Genomic DNA, 16,138 nt, shown 5'->3' on the forward strand with positions numbered 1-16,138 from the left:
CGTCGTCCGGAGCCCGCTCATGTCCCGCGCCTTCAACTTCAGTGCCGGTCCTGCCACGTTGCCCGAGGCGGTGCTCCGCCAGGCACAGGATGAGATGCTGGACTTCCGAGGGGCGGGCGCCTCGATCGTGGAACTGAGCCATCGCGGGCCCGAGTTCATCGAGGTCGCCGCCGAAGCCGAAGCGGACTTGCGCCGCCTGCTGCGCATTCCCGATGACTACGCGGTGTTGTTTACCGCCGGCGGAGCGACTACGGCGCAGGCGCTGATCCCGCTTAACTTCGCGGCGCCGGGCCAGGCGGCCGACTACGTGGTTACCGGCCACTGGGGCAGGACCGCGCTCAAGCAGGCGTCGCCCTACGTGACCATCAATCTGGCCGCGAACACCGAAGCCGGCGGCTTCCGTGACGCGCCGCCGCCATCCACGTGGTCGTTGTCGAAGGACGCGGCCTACGTCCATTACACCGCCAACGAGACCATCCACGGGGTCGAATACCGCGACGTGCCGGAAGTCGGCGAGGTGCCGCTGGTTGCTGACTTCAGTTCCTCCATCGCCTCCGAGCCCCTGGACGTGTCCAGGTTCGGTGTCATCTATGCCGGCGCTCAGAAGAACCTCGGACCGGTGGGCATCAGCGTGGTGATCGTGCGCCGTGACCTGCTGGCGCGCGCGGGCCAGCCGCGCGCCGACATCTTCAACTACGCCTCCAATCTGGCCGCCGAGTCCATGCTCAACACGCCTCCCAGCTGGAACTGGTACCTGCTGGGCCTGACGGTGAAGTGGATGCTCGCCGAAGGCGGCGTGGAGGAGTTCGCCCGTCGCAATGCACGCAAGGCCGAGCTGTTGTACGCCACCATCGACCAGTCTGGCGGCTATTACCGCAACGAGGTGGCACGCGCGGCCCGCTCGCGCATGAACGTGCCGTTCTTCCTGCAGGATGCCGCCCTCGATGCGCCGTTCCTGGCGGAGGCCCGGGACGCGGGGCTGATCTCTCTCAAGGGCCACCGCGTGCTGGGTGGCATGCGTGCGTCGATCTATAACGCCATGCCGGAAGAAGGCGTGCAGGCACTCGCGGCCTTCATGAAGGACTTCCAGCGGAGGCATGGCTGATGGCCAAGGCACCGGCAGGATCGAAGGGTCGAAAACCCGCGGGCAAGGCTGCGGGCAAGGACTCCTCGAGTCGGGATAGCGCCGAGGATGCAGGGGGGACCGAAAAGCCATCTCCGCGCCAGCCTTCCGCCAAGCTGCCGCCGCTCGATCTGGCCGCCCTGCGGGATCGCATCGACACCGTGGATCGCGCGATTCAGGACCTGATTGGCGAACGTGCCCGATACGCAGGCCAGGTGGGCAAAGCCAAGGGCAAGCTGGCCGCCGCCGTGGATTACTACCGCCCAGAGCGCGAGGCCCAGGTGCTGCGTCGCGTCGTCGACCGCAATGAAGGCCCGCTGCAGGACGAAGTTCTGGTCCGGCTGTTCCGCGAAATCATGTCTGCGTGCCTGGCCCAACAGGAGCCGCTGAAGATCGGCTACCTCGGCCCCGAAGGCACGCACACCCAGCAGGCGGTATACAAGCATTTCGGGCACTCCATCCATGCCATGCCGCTGGGCAGCATCGAGGAAGTGTTCCAGGAAGTGGAAGCCGGCAATGCCGATTTCGGCGTGGTGCCCGTGGAAAACTCCACCCAGGGCACCATCCAGTCGACGCTGGACATGTTCCTGACGTCCAAGGCCAGGATCTGCGGCGAAGTGGAGCTGCGCATCCATCAGCACCTGCTGTCTCGTTCCGGGCGGATCGAGGACATCGAGCGCGTTTACGCGCACCCGCAGTCGTTCGCCCAGTGCAAGGCATGGCTGCGCCAGTACCTGCCAAAGGCCGAGAAGATCGCGGTGGGCAGCAACGCCGAAGGCTGCAAGCGTGCCCGCAGCGCGGACGACGCCGCCGCGATTGCGGGGGCCAGCGCGGGGCCGGTGTATGGCTTGCAGCGCGTTGCGGGCCCGATCGAAGACCGCCCCGATAACACCACGCGCTTCCTGGTGCTTGGCCGCGAGCTGTTCCCGCCTTCGGGAAATGACCGCACGTCGCTGCTGGTGTTCATCAACGACCAGCCGGGTGCGCTGCACCACGTGCTGGAGCCGTTCGCCCGGCATGGACTGAGCATGAACCGCATTGAGTCGCGCCCCGGGCATACCGGTCTGTGGCAGTACGCGTTCTTCATCGACGTCAGCGGTCATTCCGAAGAGGCGGCCATGCGCGAGGCGCTGAAGGACCTCGACGCGTACGCGACCCAGGTCAAGGTGCTGGGCTCGTACCCCGTGGCGATCGTATGAGCGCGGTGGTGCAAGGCGCCGCGGCCAATCTGCCGCAAGTGCACGACGAGGCCTGGTACGCCGCTCGCGCCAGTCGTGGTGTCCAGGGATTGAAGGCCTACGATCCCGGCCACGATCTGGTGGGACTGCGCCGTCGATTCGGGGCGGCGCAACTGGTGGAGTTGGGTTCGAACGAAAACCCCTACGGACCATCGCCTGCCGCACGCGCCGCAGTGCTTGATCGTCTGCACGAGCTGCATCGCTATCCCGATCCGCTCGGTGCGGACCTCAAGCGCGCACTGGCCCATCTGCATGGTGTGAGTGAAGGCGAACTGCTGCTGGGCAACGGATCGCATGAGCTTCTGATGATGGTTGCCCAGGTCTTCGCCGGTCCGGGCGAGGAGGTGGTGTACCCGCGTTACGGCTTCGCCGTCTTCGCGCTCGCCACGCAGGCCGCCGGCGCCAAGGCGTGCGTGGCCGACGCGTTGCCGCGCACGGCCGCGATGCCCGCGGGCCACGACCTGGACGCATTGTTGGCGGCAATCACTCCGGCCACCGCGGTCCTCTACCTGGCCAACCCCAACAACCCAACGGGCACCTGGCTGGACGCACACGTGCTGCGCGCCTTCCTGGCCCGCGTGCCGGAGCACGTGATCGTGGTGATCGACGAGGCCTACGCCGAACTGGCCGATGCGCCCGAATACCGGAGCGGGTTGGCGATGCGCGATGCGCATCCGAACCTCGTCGTCAGTCGGACCTTCAGCAAGGCGTATGGCCTGGCGGGCATGCGGGTGGGCTACTTCGTCGCGCCGGCTGGACTGGTCGCGGTGATGGAAAGGGTGCGTGAGAGCTTCAACGTCAACCTGCCGGCGCTGGCGGCGTGCGAGGCCGCACTGGGCGATGTCGAGCATCTGGAGTGGGTGCGCGCGCGCAACCGCGAGGAACGCGCCGCGCTCAGCGAGGCGCTGCAGGCCCGTGGCTTGCGCGTGTTCCCCTCGCAGACAAACTTCCTCTTGGTCGAGTTCGGCGAGCGTACGGCAGCGGTGGAGCACGCACTCGTACAGCGGGGCGTGGCGCTGCGGCCGATGGGCGGATACGGCCTGGGTGACTGCCTTCGCATCACCGTCGGCACCCGCGATGAGAATCGCCGGTTGCTGCTAGCGCTGGACGAGGTTCTGGCATGAGCGGCAGCACCGCCCACTGGATTGCCTGCCGCGGACGACCCTTGCAGGGTGCGCTGCGCGTTCCCGGCGACAAGTCGGTTTCGCACCGCGCCATCATGTTCGGCGCGCTGGCCGAAGGCACCACACGCATCACCGGGTTCCTCGAGGGCGAGGACACGCGCGCTACCGCCCACGTTTTTGAGCAGTTGGGCGTCCGGATCGAGACGCCGAACGCCAGCGAGCGTGTCGTGCATGGCGTGGGTCTGCATGGTCTTCGCGGTAGCGTCTCCCCGTTGGATTGCGGCAATGCGGGCACTGGCATGCGCCTGCTCGCGGGTGTGCTTGCGGGGCAGGGATTCGATAGCACGCTGGTCGGCGATGCCTCGCTTTCCAGACGCCCCATGCGGCGCGTGATCGAACCGCTGTCGCGCATGGGCGCCCGTATCGAGGCCACGGGTGATGGCTTGCCGCCCCTGCATGTGTACGGCGGCCAGGCATTGCAGGGCATCGACTACACCTTGCCGATCGCCAGCGCACAGGTGAAGTCGGCCTTGTTGCTGGCCGGCCTGTATGCGCGCGGCACCACCCGCGTGCGCGAGCCGCATCCCACCCGCGACTACACCGAGCGGATGCTGCAGGCCTTCGGGTGGCCCATCCGCTTCAGCCCCGGCGAAGCGGAACTGGAGGGCGGCCACGGGCTCAAGGCCACCGATGTTGCCGTGCCTGCGGATTTTTCCTCCGCCGCTTTCTTCCTGGTTGCCGCGTGTGTCATTCCCGGATCGCGGCTCAAGCTGGAAGGTGTCGGCATGAATCCGCGCCGCACCGGGCTGCTTGCCGCCCTGCGACTGATGGGGGCGGACATCCGCGAGGAGAACCCGGGCGAACAGGGGGGTGAACCGGTTGCGGATCTGGTGGTGTCGTATGCACCCCTCCGCGGCATTGTGGTGCCACAGTCGCTGGTTCCGGACATGATCGATGAGTTCCCCGCATTGTTCGTGGCAGCCTCCTGCGCCGAGGGCCAAACCACCGTCAGTGGCGCCGCCGAACTTCGGGTGAAGGAGTCCGATCGCATTGCCACCATGTCAGCCGGCCTGCGCGCGCTGGGAGTGACCATCCACGAAACGCCGGATGGGGCCGTGATCGAAGGCGGTCGCATACACGGGGGCACGGTGGATAGCCATGGTGACCACCGCATCGCCATGAGTTTCGCCATAGCCGCGCAGGTTGCCCACGCGCCGGTGCGAATTGACGACGTGTCCAATGTGGCCACCTCGTTCCCGGGCTTCGTCACCCTGGCCGCTGCTGCCGGCTTCGGGCTTGCCGGGGAATAGCGCGGCATTGGCCCGCGCGGCCGGGGAACAGGCCAGACGCCCAGGATCCGAAGGGCAGGGCTCCACCTGCCCCACATGTCATTCCGGCGAGAAACTGATCGGTACGATCACCGTGCCGGGCACCGGCTCGCCATTGCGGCGCGCCGGATGGAAGCGCCAGCGCCGCACGGCGTCGACCGCCGCGCGGTCAAGGTCGCGGGAGCCACTGGCCTGCGCCACGCTCACCTGGGAGGGCCGCCCATCCGGCCCGACTTCGACCCGGACCCGCACCGTGCCCGACTCGCCGCGTCGCAGCGCGCGCGACGGGTAGCGCGGGGCAGGCGTCTGGCCGGAGATCGGCATGGGCAGCGTGGTGGCGACGGTGCTGGGCGCGGGCTTCGGCGCCGCGGGTGCGTCCGACGCAGCAGGAGCCGGCGGCGGGCGAGGGGTTTCCACCACGTAGGGCCGTTCCGCAGCTCCGTCCGTGCTTTCCGGCTTCGCGCCCAAGCCACTGGCATTGGCGCGCTCCTCGCCGGCCGGTAGCGGCGTCGGCAAGGGAGCGTAATCACGTGGCGCGGCTGTCGGCAGTGCCTGGTCGGCGCGCAGGAAGTCATCCTGCCGTCCGCCCGAAATTGCCCACGCGAACAGCACCACACCTACAGCAAAGGCCAGCGCCACCCACAACAGTGAGCGGGGGGAGGGACGCCAGTCGGCAGCGTTATGCCGGCGAGGTGGGGGATGCGAGGCGGGGGTCGACATGCACGGTCCAGGCAACGGATGCCTGATTGTTGCCGCCTACTGGCTTAACAAAGCGTCAATCCGGCCGTCAACGCTGCGATAATCCCGAATCTGATCCTATTCCCGGCCCTGCCATGCTCGACCCGAACCTGCTGCGCCAGCAACCTGCCGAACTTGCCGCCCGTCTGCGCGAAACCCGCGGTTTCGACCTGGACCCGAGCGCGCTGGAGTCACTGGAGGCCGAGCGCAAGCAGATCCAGGTGCGCACGCAGGAGCTACAGAACCTTCGCAATACCAAGTCGAAGGAAATCGGCCAGTTGATGGGGCAAGCGTCGCGGGCCAAGTCCGCGGGCGATGCCGCCCAAGCGGACACCATCACCGCGCAGGTGGAAGGCATCAAGGCCGAAGTGGCCGGCTTCGGCGACGAGCTCAAGGCCAGTGAGATCCGCCTCGAGGCCATTCGCGGCGAGCTCGAATCGATCGCGCTGGGCATTCCCAACCTGCCGCACGCATCCGTGCCCGCGGGCGGCGACGAGAACGACAACGTCGAGCAGCACCGCTGGGGTACGCCCCGTAGCTTCGAGTTCAAGGTCCTGGACCACGTCGAGCTGGGCGCGCGTAACGGCTGGTTGGACGGTGAGACCGCTGCGAAGCTGTCGGGGTCGCGCTTCACCGTGCTGCGTGGGCCGGTCGCCCGCCTGCACCGCGCACTCGCGCAGTTCATGCTCGACCTGCACACCGACGAGCATGGGTACCAGGAAACCAACGTCCCGCTGCTGGTCAACGCCGACAGCATGCGCGGCACCGGCCAGCTGCCCAAGTTCGAGGACGACCTGTTCTCCACCGAGGTGGGCGAGAACAAGCGCTACCTCATCCCCACTTCCGAAGTCCCGCTCACCAACATCGCCCGCGACACCATCCTGGAAGCCGAAGCGCTGCCGTTGCGCATGACAGCGCATTCGATGTGTTTCCGCGCGGAAGCCGGCAGCGGTGGGCGTGACGTGCGCGGGATGATCCGCCAGCACCAGTTCGAGAAGGTCGAGCTGGTGACCATCGCGCGTCCGGAAGAAAGCTACGACGAACACGAGCGCATGACTCGCTGCGCCGAAGTGGTACTGGAAAAGCTGGGCCTGCCGTACCGCCGCATGCTGTTGTGCACCGGTGACATGGGCTTTTCCGCCACCAAGACCTTCGACCTGGAAGTCTGGCTGCCCTCGCAGGGCACCTATCGCGAGATCTCCTCGTGCTCCAACTGCGAGTCCTTCCAGGCCCGCCGCATGCTGGCGCGTTACCGCAATCCGACGACCGGCAAGCCGGAGCTGGTGCACACGCTGAATGGATCGGGTGTCGCGGTGGGCCGAGCGCTCATTGCAGTGATGGAGAACTACCAGAACGCCGACGGCTCGATCACCGTGCCCGAGGTGCTGCGTCCGTACATGGGCGGGCTTGAGGTCATCGCCTGAGGTCCCGGCAGGGCATTCCCCGGTGAGCCAAGGCACCACGCCCGACCTCTTTGGCGCGACGACAGGTGCCGCGGGGACGGGCGAGCGCGAGCCGCTCTCCGAGGGCGCGTGGGTGCTGCGCGGGTTCGCACTGGACGCGGCCCCGGTGTTGCTCCAGGCCGTCGACGACATGGTGCAGGCGTCGCCGTTCCGCCACCTGATCACGCCCGGCGGTTTCCGCATGTCGGTGGCGATGACCAACTGCGGCCGCCTCGGCTGGGTGAGTGATCGCCGCGGCTACCGCTATGACGCTCTTGATCCGGGCTCAGGGCACCCTTGGCCCGCCATGCCGCAGAGCTTCACCCGGCTTGCAGCGCGGGCTGCGGAGGAGGCCGGCTACCCAGGGTTCGATCCGGACGCTTGCCTGATCAATCGCTACGAGCCCGGTTCCCGCTTGACCTTGCATCAGGACCGGGACGAGGCGCGGCTGGCGGCGCCCATTGTCTCCGTATCGCTTGGGGTGCCGGCGACATTCCTCTGGGGTGGGTTGGAACGCGGCGGACGCAGCCAGCGCGTGGGCCTGCAGCACGGCGACGTCGTCGTCTGGGGAGGGCCATCGCGCATGCGATTTCACGGCATCGCGCCGCTCAAGCCCGGCTGGCATCCCGCCACGGGCGAGCTTCGGATCAACCTGACCTTTCGCTGCGCCAGCTGAAGTCGCCGGGCCCAGAGGCGCAAGTCAGGCGCCCCCCGGGACCGATGAGCACCCATCCGCTCTGAAACGGGCGGGGACATTCCTTGCCAAAGGTACGCTGGCCTCGTTCCCGCGTTTAGCCCGTTCACGTCCGGCATGAATGTCGCTTCGCGTAGCTGGCCAGGCGCGGCGCTGATCGTGCTGCTTTCACTTCTCTCCGTGGTCCGGTCCTCGGTGGGAACGCGGCTGGACAGCCTCACGGTGGATGAGCCGTGGCACATCATCGCGGGTACGACCTACGTGCGCGGGGGCGGCTTCCACCTCAACCCCGAGCACCCACCCCTGGTGAAGCTGTGGGTGGGTGCAGCCATGCCCGACGACCTCAGGCTGCGCCCGCCCGTGCAGTTGCGCGAGAAGGCCCAGGAGCGCGAGTGGGTCGAGAAGACGTTCTTTTTCGACAACGATTCGCGTGCCGTGCAACAGCGCGCCCGGATCGCGATGTGGAGCCTGCATGGCTTGCTCCTTGTCGCGTTGGGACTGTTGCTGTGGCGGGCCGTGGGACTGCCGTGGGCGACAGGCACCCTGGCGTTCCTTGCCATCGAGCCTACTGTCGCGGCGCACATGCCGGTGGTGATGACTGACCTCCCGTTGGCGCTGACCCTGATGGTCGCGGCGGTGGCGGGAGGCTTGCTGGCCGCCACGTGGCGCTGGCCTTGGGCGATCGCCGCGGGCGTCACGATGGGTATCGCTCTGGTGACCAAGCACTCCGCGCTCGCGGGTGTGGGCGGGTTGGGGCTGGGGCTGCTGATCGCCGCCCAATGGGGTTGGCGCAAGGGCGAAGGCCCGCGGCGTCACCTGATGCTTGGCTGCGCGGCGTTGTTGGCCGTTGCGGTGATCTGGGCGCACTACGGAATGCGGTACCACGCGGGCGCCGATGGCACGGATGCGTTCAACCGCCCCATGCCCGACAAGGTGGCCGAGTTGCAGTCACCCCTGTGGCGATCGGGCATCGGCTTTGCGGACCAACATCGCTTGCTGCCGCGGTCCTACCTGTGGGGTCTGGCGGATACGGTGCGCACCGGGGTGGAGGGACGCAGCATTGGCATGCATTTCGTGTGGGGGCGTGTGCACTACGGCAATCCGCCGTGGTTCAGCTGGCCGGCAATCCTGGCCTCAAAGATGCCGCTCGCGCTACTCGTGCTCCTGCTGGCGAGCCTGCCGCTGGCACTGCACAGTGCACTGCCGGCAACCACGCGTTGGACCGTCGCCGCCGTGGTGCTGGCCAGCGGCTTCCACATGGCTGCCCTGGTGGGGTCGGATGGCATCTGGGGTGGGGTGCGCCACGCGCTCCCGGTGATCACCGCGGCAGCCGTGCTGGCGGGCGGGGTGGTGTCGTGGGCGTGGCAGCGGCGGCAGTGGCCCGCGTTGGCGGCAACGGCCGCCCTGTACATCGCCGCTGTGGCCATGACCATCCGCGAACCACGGGTTTGGGAATACCACAACGAACTGGTTGGCGGCACGTCAAATGCGTATCGCTATTTCCGGCACGAGGGTGTTGACCTTGGCCAGCGCTTCCACGAACTCCGCGAATTCCATGATCTCTACATCGCGCCAGGGAATGAACCCTTGTATGTCAATTACTGGGCAGGGGAGCAGCAGATCCGCGCGGCTGGGATGAAATTCAGGCGACCGGTCGAGTCATTGAAGGACACGAACGTGGACGGGCACTACGCAGGCTGGTTCATCTACCCGATGACCGACACGTTGCCATGGCCGCAATGGGACTGGGACCCCAAGGTCGTTTTCAAGGACATGCGGATGGTGGCGCGGTTCGGCTACATCGGCGTGTGGCGCGGCGAACTGAGGCGGCCGCAAACGCGTGCCGGCAGCATGGCCGACAAGGTTGCCGACTACATCTACAAGGAGGGCGGTGACGATTGGTCGCTGGTTGCGGCGCGGCTGGAGGAAGTGGTGGTTCATCTTCCTGCCAAGGTCGATGCCGCGGTGGAGCTGGGCAATGCCTATCTGCGTCTGGGCGAGCGCGACAAGGCGATGCAGGTCTACCAGCGGCTCCTGGAGCAGGACAAGATACCCGTCGAACCCAAGCTGGCTGCGCAGCTCAAGGCGAAGATCGAAGAGGTGCGCACCGCGCGGCAACTCGCAGACGTCCAACCGCTGCGGAATCCGTGGATGGAGTGAGGGTCGCGGTAGCTGCCTCCGCCCCAAAGAGCGGGCCCGCCCGATTGGGCGGGCCCGAAGACATCCGGCAGGGAGGGGGAGGGAGCCGGATGCTGGGGACGGCTACGCAGAATGCTCAGGCGGCCTGGGCGAGCGGGGCCGGGATGGAGTTCTTCGCGCCGGCGATGGCACTGGCGCGGTGTTCGGGCGAATAGGCCACGCCTTCGGCGCGAACAAACTCTAGGTCGGTGATGCCGAGGAAGCCCAGCACGAAGGTCAAGTACGGCTCCTGGAAGTCGCTCGGCGCACCGCTGTGCAGGCCGCCACGTCCGCTGGCGACGATCACCTTCTTGCCACCGGCCAGGCCCTCGGGGCCATTTTCGGTATAGCGGAACGTCTTGCCGGCCACCGCGATGCGATCGATCCAGGACTTCAGCGTCGAGGGGATGCCGAAGTTGTACATCGGCGCACCGATCACAATGACGTCCGCCGCCAGGAACTGTTCCATCACGGCTGCCGCATCGGCCGCTTCCTCGGGATTGGCGCCGGCCAGGGAACCGCCGGTCAGGTGCGGCACCGGGTTGGCGTCCAGGTCACGGTACTGGACCGAAAGGCCCGGGACGGCATCCTGCCAGCGGGCGACGACCGCCGCGCTCAGGTCGCGGGTGACGGAGTTGGCGCCCAGGGCGCTGGAGTCGATATGCAGGAGCTTCATGGCGTGCCTCGTTGTCGGGTGTGGCGGTCAATGCAACCGCCTTGGGACACACGTTAGGCCGTTGCTAGCGTGGGATAAACCTGTTCAAATGTCACGAAACGTTCTGAATATGGAACTCTCGCCGTGAACGACCTCAACGATCTCTATTACTTCGCCGCGGTGGTTGACCACGCCGGCTTCGCCGCGGCGGAGCGTGCGCTGGGCATTCCCAAGTCGCGCTTGAGTCGCCGCATCAGCCAGCTGGAAGCGGATCTGGGCGTGCGCCTGCTGCAGCGATCCACCCGGCGTTTCGCCGTCACCGAGGTGGGGCAGGGCGTCTACCGACACGCACAATCGATGCTGGCCGAAGCACAGGCCGCACGTGAGGTGGTGGACCGCCTCAGCGCCGAGCCGCGAGGCGTGATCCGGGTCAGCGTGCCGGTCGCATTGGCACAGCACCAGATGCCCAAGCTGCTGCCCGAATTCCTCGCGCGCTACCCGCAGGTGCGCGTGCAGATGCACGTGAGCAACCGTCGCGTGGACATCATCAACGAAGGCATCGACGTCGCATTGCGCGTGCGGTCGAAGCTCGACGACGATGGCAGCCTGGTGATGCGCAGCTTCGGCATGACGCAGGAGCTCCTCGTTGCAAGCCCGGGCTACCTCAAGGGCATGGGGCGGCCGAAGGTGCCGGAGGACCTGTCCGAACACGTGACCCTCAGCGTCAGCGAGGATGAGGCCCGTCAGCGCTGGGAACTGCACGGCCCCGATGGCGAGGTGCGTCGCGTCGAGCTGCGCCCACGGGTGATGGGCTTCGATTTCCCGATGATGATGGCGCTGGCCGAGCAGGGCGTTGGCATCACCTTGCTGCCCGAAACCGTCTGCCACGAAGCCGTGCGCAGCGGAGCGCTGGAAGTCGTGCTGCCGGAGTGGCGCTTGCCACAGGGCATCATCCATGCGGTCTTCGCTTCGCGCCGCGGCCTGCTGCCGGCGGTCCGGGTGTTCATCGACTTCCTGGCCGAGAAGGTGCCCGGACTCATCGAGGCAGTGCGTCTGGAATGCGGGGAGGTCACCGGCATTCCGTGTCCCGGGACAGGCGGAGCCAGCACGACCTCCAAGTCGAAGAAGCCCGAAAAAGCCTAGAAAAGACTAGGGTTTGGGGCGGGGGCCGTGCGAGAATACGCACCGCGCGTGAACCACCCGCGCCCATTTTTTTCCCGGACAGGTGGCCGAGTGGTTTAAGGCAGCGGTCTTGAAAACCGCCGAAGGTTAATCCCTTCCGTGGGTTCGAATCCCACCCTGTCCGCCAATTCGCCGCCCATGGTGGCTGACTGGGAATGTTTCTCTCTGTGATTGCAGTGTCATGACCACTGCCTCACGCTGCCCATGCTGGTGCCGTCCCCCGAAGCGGCAATCGGGAGCCACTAAGGATAGTGAGCTCCCGAACCAGCACCTATCCCCCCACGGACGGAGGCGCGCTTGCGCGCCGTCCGTGGGTTGCTTAGTCTGCCGACGACTTTTCATCACCGGGGTTAAGGATGACCATCCGTGTATTCATCGTGGACGATCACGCCATCGTCCGCACCGGCATTCGCATGATCCTGTCGGCCCAGGTCGACATCGACGTCGTCGGGGAGGCCGACAGTGGCGAATCCGCATTGCCATTGATCCGCAAACTCAAACCCGACGTCGTGCTGTCCGACCTGCATCTGCCCGGTGCCAGCGGCCTTGACCTCACCGAACGCCTGGTCAAGCTTGAGGTGCCCCCCAAGGTCATCGTGGTCTCGGTCCTGGACGATGGCCCGATGCCGCGCCGCCTGTTGGAGGCTGGTGCATCCGGATACGTGGGCAAGGGTGGGGATTCGCAGGAGCTGGTAGCCGCCGTGCGCAGCGTGGCCCAGGGCAAGCGCTACCTTGCCAATGCGGTTGCGCAGAACATCGCGTTGGCAGGACTCGGCATGGCCTCCTCGCTGGAGACGCTGTCACCGCGCGAGACGGAAGTCGCCCTGCTGCTGTCGCAAGGGTTGAAGAACGAGGAAATTGCCCGGCAACTGCGCCTCAGCGGAAAGACCATAAGCACGCACAAGCAGCGGCTGTTCGAGAAACTTGGGGTTCGCGATACCGTGACGCTCGCGCGGATGTTGCGCCAGCACGGCATTCTCGACCCCACGGAAGTCGGCCCCTGAGCCCTTCCAGATCCCGATCCGGGCGTGGCCCGCCGCGCCATTGCCGTTGGACGGCTGCAACCGCAACCGTGTGGAAACCAAGAAAAAGGCCGCGCATTGCGCGGCCTTTTTCTTGGTGCTGGACGGCAAGATCAGACCTTGCCGTCCTCCGGCTTCCCGGTGTCCGGGGCATTGGCGCTCGCGAGCGTTTCCTCGTCCGCCTTCGGCAATGCATCGAACAACCCGCCCGTCCGCGGCGCATCCATGGCGGCTGCAGCGGTATCGGCGGCAACCGCGTCGGCTGCAGCACTGGCGGGCTCGGTTGCCGGCTGGGTCGGCTCTGCCTGGGAGGCTTCCGCCGCTGCCGCTGCCGGTTCGGCCACAGGGGCTTCGACCACCTCGGGGGCAAGGATCTCATCGGGCGTAATGATCACCTCGGGGGTAATGATCACCGGCTCGATGACTTCGGGTTGGACCACTTCGGGCTGCACGACTTCCGGGGCGATCACCTCTGGGGCGATCACCGCCGGGGCAATCACTTCCGCGACGACCGGGTCAGCGCTGAGCGTATCCGCCGGAGCAGGCACTTCGGCAGGAACGCTGGCCGCCGGAGCGGAGGTGTTCAGGCCTGTGTGGGCTGGTACGTCGCCCGAATCAGCTTCAACGGACGGCGCTGCCGCCACCATCACCGCTGCTGCTGCGACCGAGGCCGCGGTGGCAGCCGCCACCGGCAACGGCGGCTTGGCCGGTGCGTCCGCCACGTCGTCGAAATCGAACTCGGGCTGGGAGCGGTCGGCGGCGGGGGCCCCCTGGCCGCCGGTGATGCCTGAGTCCTGTTCGTCCTCGTCATCCATCATCAGTTCGTCGCTGGCCGCGTCCTCCGAACCAGCAGCCGCGCCCTCGCCGCCACGGCGGCGACGACGGCCACCACGACGACCGCGACGACGGCGGCCAACGCCTTCGGCAGTGGTGTCGCCTTCGGTGGGGATCGCGGCGGCGTCGGTCACGCCCTCAGATGCTGAGGCAACCTCGATGACCTTGGGCAGTTCATCGCTGGTGGCAATCGCGGTCACGGCGCCTGCGACGACAGCCGCCTCAATCGCCGGTTCGCTCTTCGGCGTAGCGGGCTTGGGCTGCTCGGCGCGCGGCGGGCGATTTCCCTGCGGCTGGCCTTCCAGCGCGGACTTGCGCTCCTCGACCTGCGGCTTCGGCGGCTTGGGAGCATTCTGCTGTTGCTTCTGCTGACCCGGCTGCTGGCCTTTCTGGCCTTGCTGCGGCTTCTGGCCCTGCGCCTGACCGGCCTGCGCGCTGCCGTTGCCGGCCTGCGGATTGCGACGCTGCTCGTCGCGACGACCGTCGCGGCCCTGCTTGCCTCCACGCTCGCCACGGTTCTCGCCGCGACCATCGCGCTGATCGCGCCCCGGCTTGCCGCCGCGGTCGCTGCGGCTGTCGCCGCGGCCTGCGCGGCCGTCGCGCCCGGCCGACGGCGTGGGTTCAACGGTGATCGGCTGGCTGCCGCGGAAGAAGCGCAGGATGCGCTCCACCACCCCGATGGAGTGGGTCGGCGCCACCACGGGTACCGGCGCAGGGGCCGGTGCCACAGGAGCGGCCGCCGCGGTTTCACGCGGCTCGCGCAGCGGTGCAGGGCGGTCGTGCTTGACGTTGGTCACCGCCGGCGCCGGCGGGATGTTGAGGTTGGCCTTGGTCAGCGCGTGGGTGGGCAGCTTGCGCGGCGTGCCACGGTGGTAGCTGGGCTTGCTGCTTTCCTCGCCCAGCTCGTTCTCGCGGATCCGCGTGACTTCGTAGTGCGGCGTGTGCAACTGCTCGTCGGGCACGATCACGATCGGCGCGTCGTGGCGCTTCTCGATCTCGCTGAGCGCGCGGCGCTTCTCATTGAGCAGGTAGCTGGCGATTTCCACCGGGGCCTGAACCAGCACCTGGCCGGTGTTGTCCTTCATCGCGTGTTCTTCCGCCAACCGCAGGATCGACAGCGACAGCGACTCGACGCTGCGCATGCGGCCGTGGCCTTCGCAGCGCGGGCATACCAGCTGGCTCGACTCGCCCAGCGACGGGCGCAGGCGCTGGCGGCTCATTTCAAGCAGGCCGAAACGCGAAATGCGGCCGATCTGCACGCGCGCGCGGTCCTGCTTGAGCGCATTGGCGAGGCGATTCTCGACTTCGCGCTGGTGCTTGTTGGACGACATGTCGATGAAGTCGATCACCACCAGGCCGCCCAGGTCACGCAGGCGCATCTGGCGGGCCACTTCCTCGGCGGCTTCCAGGTTGGTGTTGAACGCGGTCTCCTCGATGTCGCCGCCCTTGGTGGCGCGTGCCGAGTTGACGTCCACCGCGGTCAGGGCCTCGGTCTGGTCGATCACCAGCGCGCCGCCGGAGGGCAGGCGGACTTCACGCTCGTACGCGTTCTCGATCTGCGATTCGATCTGGAAGCGGTTGAACAGCGGGACGTCGTCCGTGTAGTGCTTGAGCTTGCGCTTGTTGTGCGGCATCACCTGGTCGACGAACTCCAGGGCCTCGGCGTACATCTCAGGCGTGTCGACCAGGATCTCGCCGATGTCCGGGCGCATGTAGTCGCGCAGGGCGCGGATGATCAGGCGGCTTTCCTGGTAGATCAGGAACGGAGCGGGCTTGCTCAAGGCAGCATCGGTGATGCTCTTCCACACGCTCAGCAGGTAATCCAGGTCCCACTGCAGCTCTTCGGCGTCACGGCCCACACCCGCGGTGCGGATGATCACGCCCATGTCGTCGGGGATGTTCAGCGCATCCATGGCGCGCTTCAGCTCGGCACGGTCCTCGCCCTCGATGCGGCGCGAGACGCCGCCGGCGGTGGGCGAGTTGGGCATCAGCACCATGTAGCGGCCGGCCAGCGAGATGAACGTGGTCAGGGCCGCGCCCTTGTTGCCGCGCTCCTCCTTGTCCACCTGCACGACCACTTCCTGGCCTTCGCGCAGCAGTTCCTTCAGGCCCGCCTTGTTGTGGTCGACGCCGGCGGCGAAGTAATCGCGGGAGATTTCCTTCAGCGGCAGGAAGCCGTGGCGCTCGCCGCCATATTCGACAAATGCCGCTTCCAGGGAGGGCTCAAGACGCGTGATCTTGCCCTTGTAGATGTTGGACTTCTTCTGTTCCTTGGCCGGCTGTTCGATGTCGATGTCGTACAGGGTCTGGCCGTCAACGATGGCCACGCGCAGTTCTTCAGCCTGCGTGGCATTGATGAGCATTCGCTTCATTGTTGCGTTCCTCGCGCGCTTCACCCCACCCGAAGGCAGGCACGCGGAACGCCATGGCGTTTCGCCTCTGGAACTCCGTTCCCCCGTCGCGGCGTTGCGTCCTGCAAAGCGGACTGCACCTTGCGCGCCGACGGAACCTCAAATTTCCAGCGCTTCTACACCACGGCATGCCGCGGGAGCGCTTGTTGTTGCATTCCAAGTTACGGGC

At 67.0% G+C, this 16,138-nt stretch carries 11 protein-coding genes, 1 tRNA gene and 1 pseudogene; 10 read left to right on the plus strand and 3 right to left on the minus strand.

Annotation, left to right across the window (positions count from 1 at the left end; all coding sequences use genetic code 11):
* The first annotated feature begins 19 nt into the window (after nt 1-19).
* The 4 genes from serC to aroA are packed head-to-tail and all read left to right on the plus strand — an operon-like array spanning nt 20 to nt 4,795.
* Nucleotides 20-1,105, plus strand: a complete 1,086-nt coding sequence (serC, locus tag AC3ARF_RS07045; protein WP_498931572.1) for a 3-phosphoserine/phosphohydroxythreonine transaminase — start codon at nt 20-22, stop codon at nt 1,103-1,105.
* A complete protein-coding gene (pheA, locus tag AC3ARF_RS07050; protein WP_498931574.1) occupies nt 1,105-2,322 on the plus strand; it encodes a prephenate dehydratase in 1,218 nt (405 codons plus the stop codon). The genes serC and pheA overlap by 1 nt, the downstream gene beginning before the upstream one ends.
* Nucleotides 2,319-3,485 carry a histidinol-phosphate transaminase gene (gene hisC / locus AC3ARF_RS07055; protein WP_498931576.1) on the plus strand — a complete coding sequence of 389 codons (1,167 nt, stop codon included), beginning with the start codon at nt 2,319-2,321 and terminating at the stop codon, nt 3,483-3,485. The genes pheA and hisC overlap by 4 nt, the downstream gene beginning before the upstream one ends.
* Nucleotides 3,482-4,795 carry a 3-phosphoshikimate 1-carboxyvinyltransferase gene (gene aroA, locus AC3ARF_RS07060; RefSeq protein ID WP_498931578.1) on the plus strand — a complete coding sequence of 438 codons (1,314 nt, stop codon included), beginning with the start codon at nt 3,482-3,484 and terminating at the stop codon, nt 4,793-4,795. Before hisC ends, aroA begins: the two co-directional genes overlap by 4 nt.
* Nucleotides 4,796-4,873: 78 nt before the next feature.
* Here aroA and AC3ARF_RS07065 read toward each other — a convergent pair whose 3' ends face one another.
* Nucleotides 4,874-5,533, minus strand: a complete 660-nt coding sequence (locus AC3ARF_RS07065) for an energy transducer TonB (RefSeq protein WP_498931580.1) — start codon at nt 5,531-5,533, stop codon at nt 4,874-4,876.
* A 113-nt stretch (nt 5,534-5,646) separates the two neighbouring features.
* On the opposite strand from AC3ARF_RS07065, the gene serS reads away from it, so the two are divergent.
* The 3 genes from serS (at nt 5,647) to AC3ARF_RS07080 (ending at nt 9,847) form a co-directional block, all read left to right on the plus strand.
* Complete coding sequence (serS, locus tag AC3ARF_RS07070; RefSeq protein WP_498931582.1) at nt 5,647-6,975, plus strand: serine--tRNA ligase; 1,329 nt, start codon at nt 5,647-5,649, stop codon at nt 6,973-6,975.
* A 22-nt stretch (nt 6,976-6,997) separates the two neighbouring features.
* Nucleotides 6,998-7,669, plus strand: a complete 672-nt coding sequence (gene alkB, locus AC3ARF_RS07075; RefSeq protein ID WP_498931584.1) for a DNA oxidative demethylase AlkB — start codon at nt 6,998-7,000, stop codon at nt 7,667-7,669.
* 135 nt (nt 7,670-7,804) lie between these two features.
* On the plus strand, nt 7,805-9,847 hold the full coding sequence (locus tag AC3ARF_RS07080) for a tetratricopeptide repeat protein (RefSeq protein ID WP_498931586.1): 2,043 nt from the start codon (nt 7,805-7,807) through the stop codon (nt 9,845-9,847).
* Nucleotides 9,848-9,962: 115 nt separating this feature from the next.
* Here the strand turns inward: AC3ARF_RS07080 and AC3ARF_RS07085 are convergent, their stop codons facing one another.
* Nucleotides 9,963-10,541, minus strand: a complete 579-nt coding sequence (locus AC3ARF_RS07085; RefSeq protein ID WP_498931588.1) for an FMN-dependent NADH-azoreductase — start codon at nt 10,539-10,541, stop codon at nt 9,963-9,965.
* Nucleotides 10,542-10,664: 123 nt separating this feature from the next.
* Between AC3ARF_RS07085 and AC3ARF_RS07090 the strand changes: the two are divergent.
* The 3 genes and pseudogenes from AC3ARF_RS07090 to AC3ARF_RS07100 form a co-directional block, all read left to right on the plus strand.
* Nucleotides 10,665-11,585: pseudogene (locus AC3ARF_RS07090) on the plus strand (LysR family transcriptional regulator); the annotation flags it as partial.
* 154 nt (nt 11,586-11,739) lie between these two features.
* Nucleotides 11,740-11,829: transfer RNA gene (locus AC3ARF_RS07095), tRNA-Ser, on the plus strand.
* 229 nt (nt 11,830-12,058) lie between these two features.
* A complete protein-coding gene (locus tag AC3ARF_RS07100) occupies nt 12,059-12,706 on the plus strand; it encodes a response regulator (RefSeq protein ID WP_498931590.1) in 648 nt (215 codons plus the stop codon).
* A 131-nt stretch (nt 12,707-12,837) separates the two neighbouring features.
* Here the strand turns inward: AC3ARF_RS07100 and rne are convergent, their stop codons facing one another.
* Nucleotides 12,838-15,930 (minus strand): ribonuclease E, encoded by a 3,093-nt coding sequence (gene rne, locus AC3ARF_RS07105; protein WP_498931592.1) that lies wholly within the window; start codon nt 15,928-15,930, stop codon nt 12,838-12,840.
* Between the last annotated feature and the right edge of the window lie 208 nt (nt 15,931-16,138).

The organism is Lysobacter sp. KACC 24251, assembly GCF_057747755.1.

What these genes read in the sequence shown, in the direction of transcription:
- serC (WP_498931572.1), top strand. Translation starts at nt 20, where the DNA reads ATGTCCCGCGCCTTCAACTTCAGTGCCGGTCCTGCCACGTTGCCCGAG.
- pheA (WP_498931574.1), top strand. Translation starts at nt 1,105, where the DNA reads ATGGCCAAGGCACCGGCAGGATCGAAGGGTCGAAAACCCGCGGGCAAG.
- hisC (WP_498931576.1), top strand. Translation starts at nt 2,319, where the DNA reads ATGAGCGCGGTGGTGCAAGGCGCCGCGGCCAATCTGCCGCAAGTGCAC.
- aroA (WP_498931578.1), top strand. Translation starts at nt 3,482, where the DNA reads ATGAGCGGCAGCACCGCCCACTGGATTGCCTGCCGCGGACGACCCTTG.
- AC3ARF_RS07065 (WP_498931580.1), bottom strand. Translation starts at nt 5,533, where the DNA reads ATGTCGACCCCCGCCTCGCATCCCCCACCTCGCCGGCATAACGCTGCC.
- serS (WP_498931582.1), top strand. Translation starts at nt 5,647, where the DNA reads ATGCTCGACCCGAACCTGCTGCGCCAGCAACCTGCCGAACTTGCCGCC.
- AC3ARF_RS07080 (WP_498931586.1), top strand. Translation starts at nt 7,805, where the DNA reads ATGAATGTCGCTTCGCGTAGCTGGCCAGGCGCGGCGCTGATCGTGCTG.
- AC3ARF_RS07085 (WP_498931588.1), bottom strand. Translation starts at nt 10,541, where the DNA reads ATGAAGCTCCTGCATATCGACTCCAGCGCCCTGGGCGCCAACTCCGTC.
- AC3ARF_RS07100 (WP_498931590.1), top strand. Translation starts at nt 12,059, where the DNA reads ATGACCATCCGTGTATTCATCGTGGACGATCACGCCATCGTCCGCACC.
- rne (WP_498931592.1), bottom strand. Translation starts at nt 15,930, where the DNA reads ATGAAGCGAATGCTCATCAATGCCACGCAGGCTGAAGAACTGCGCGTG.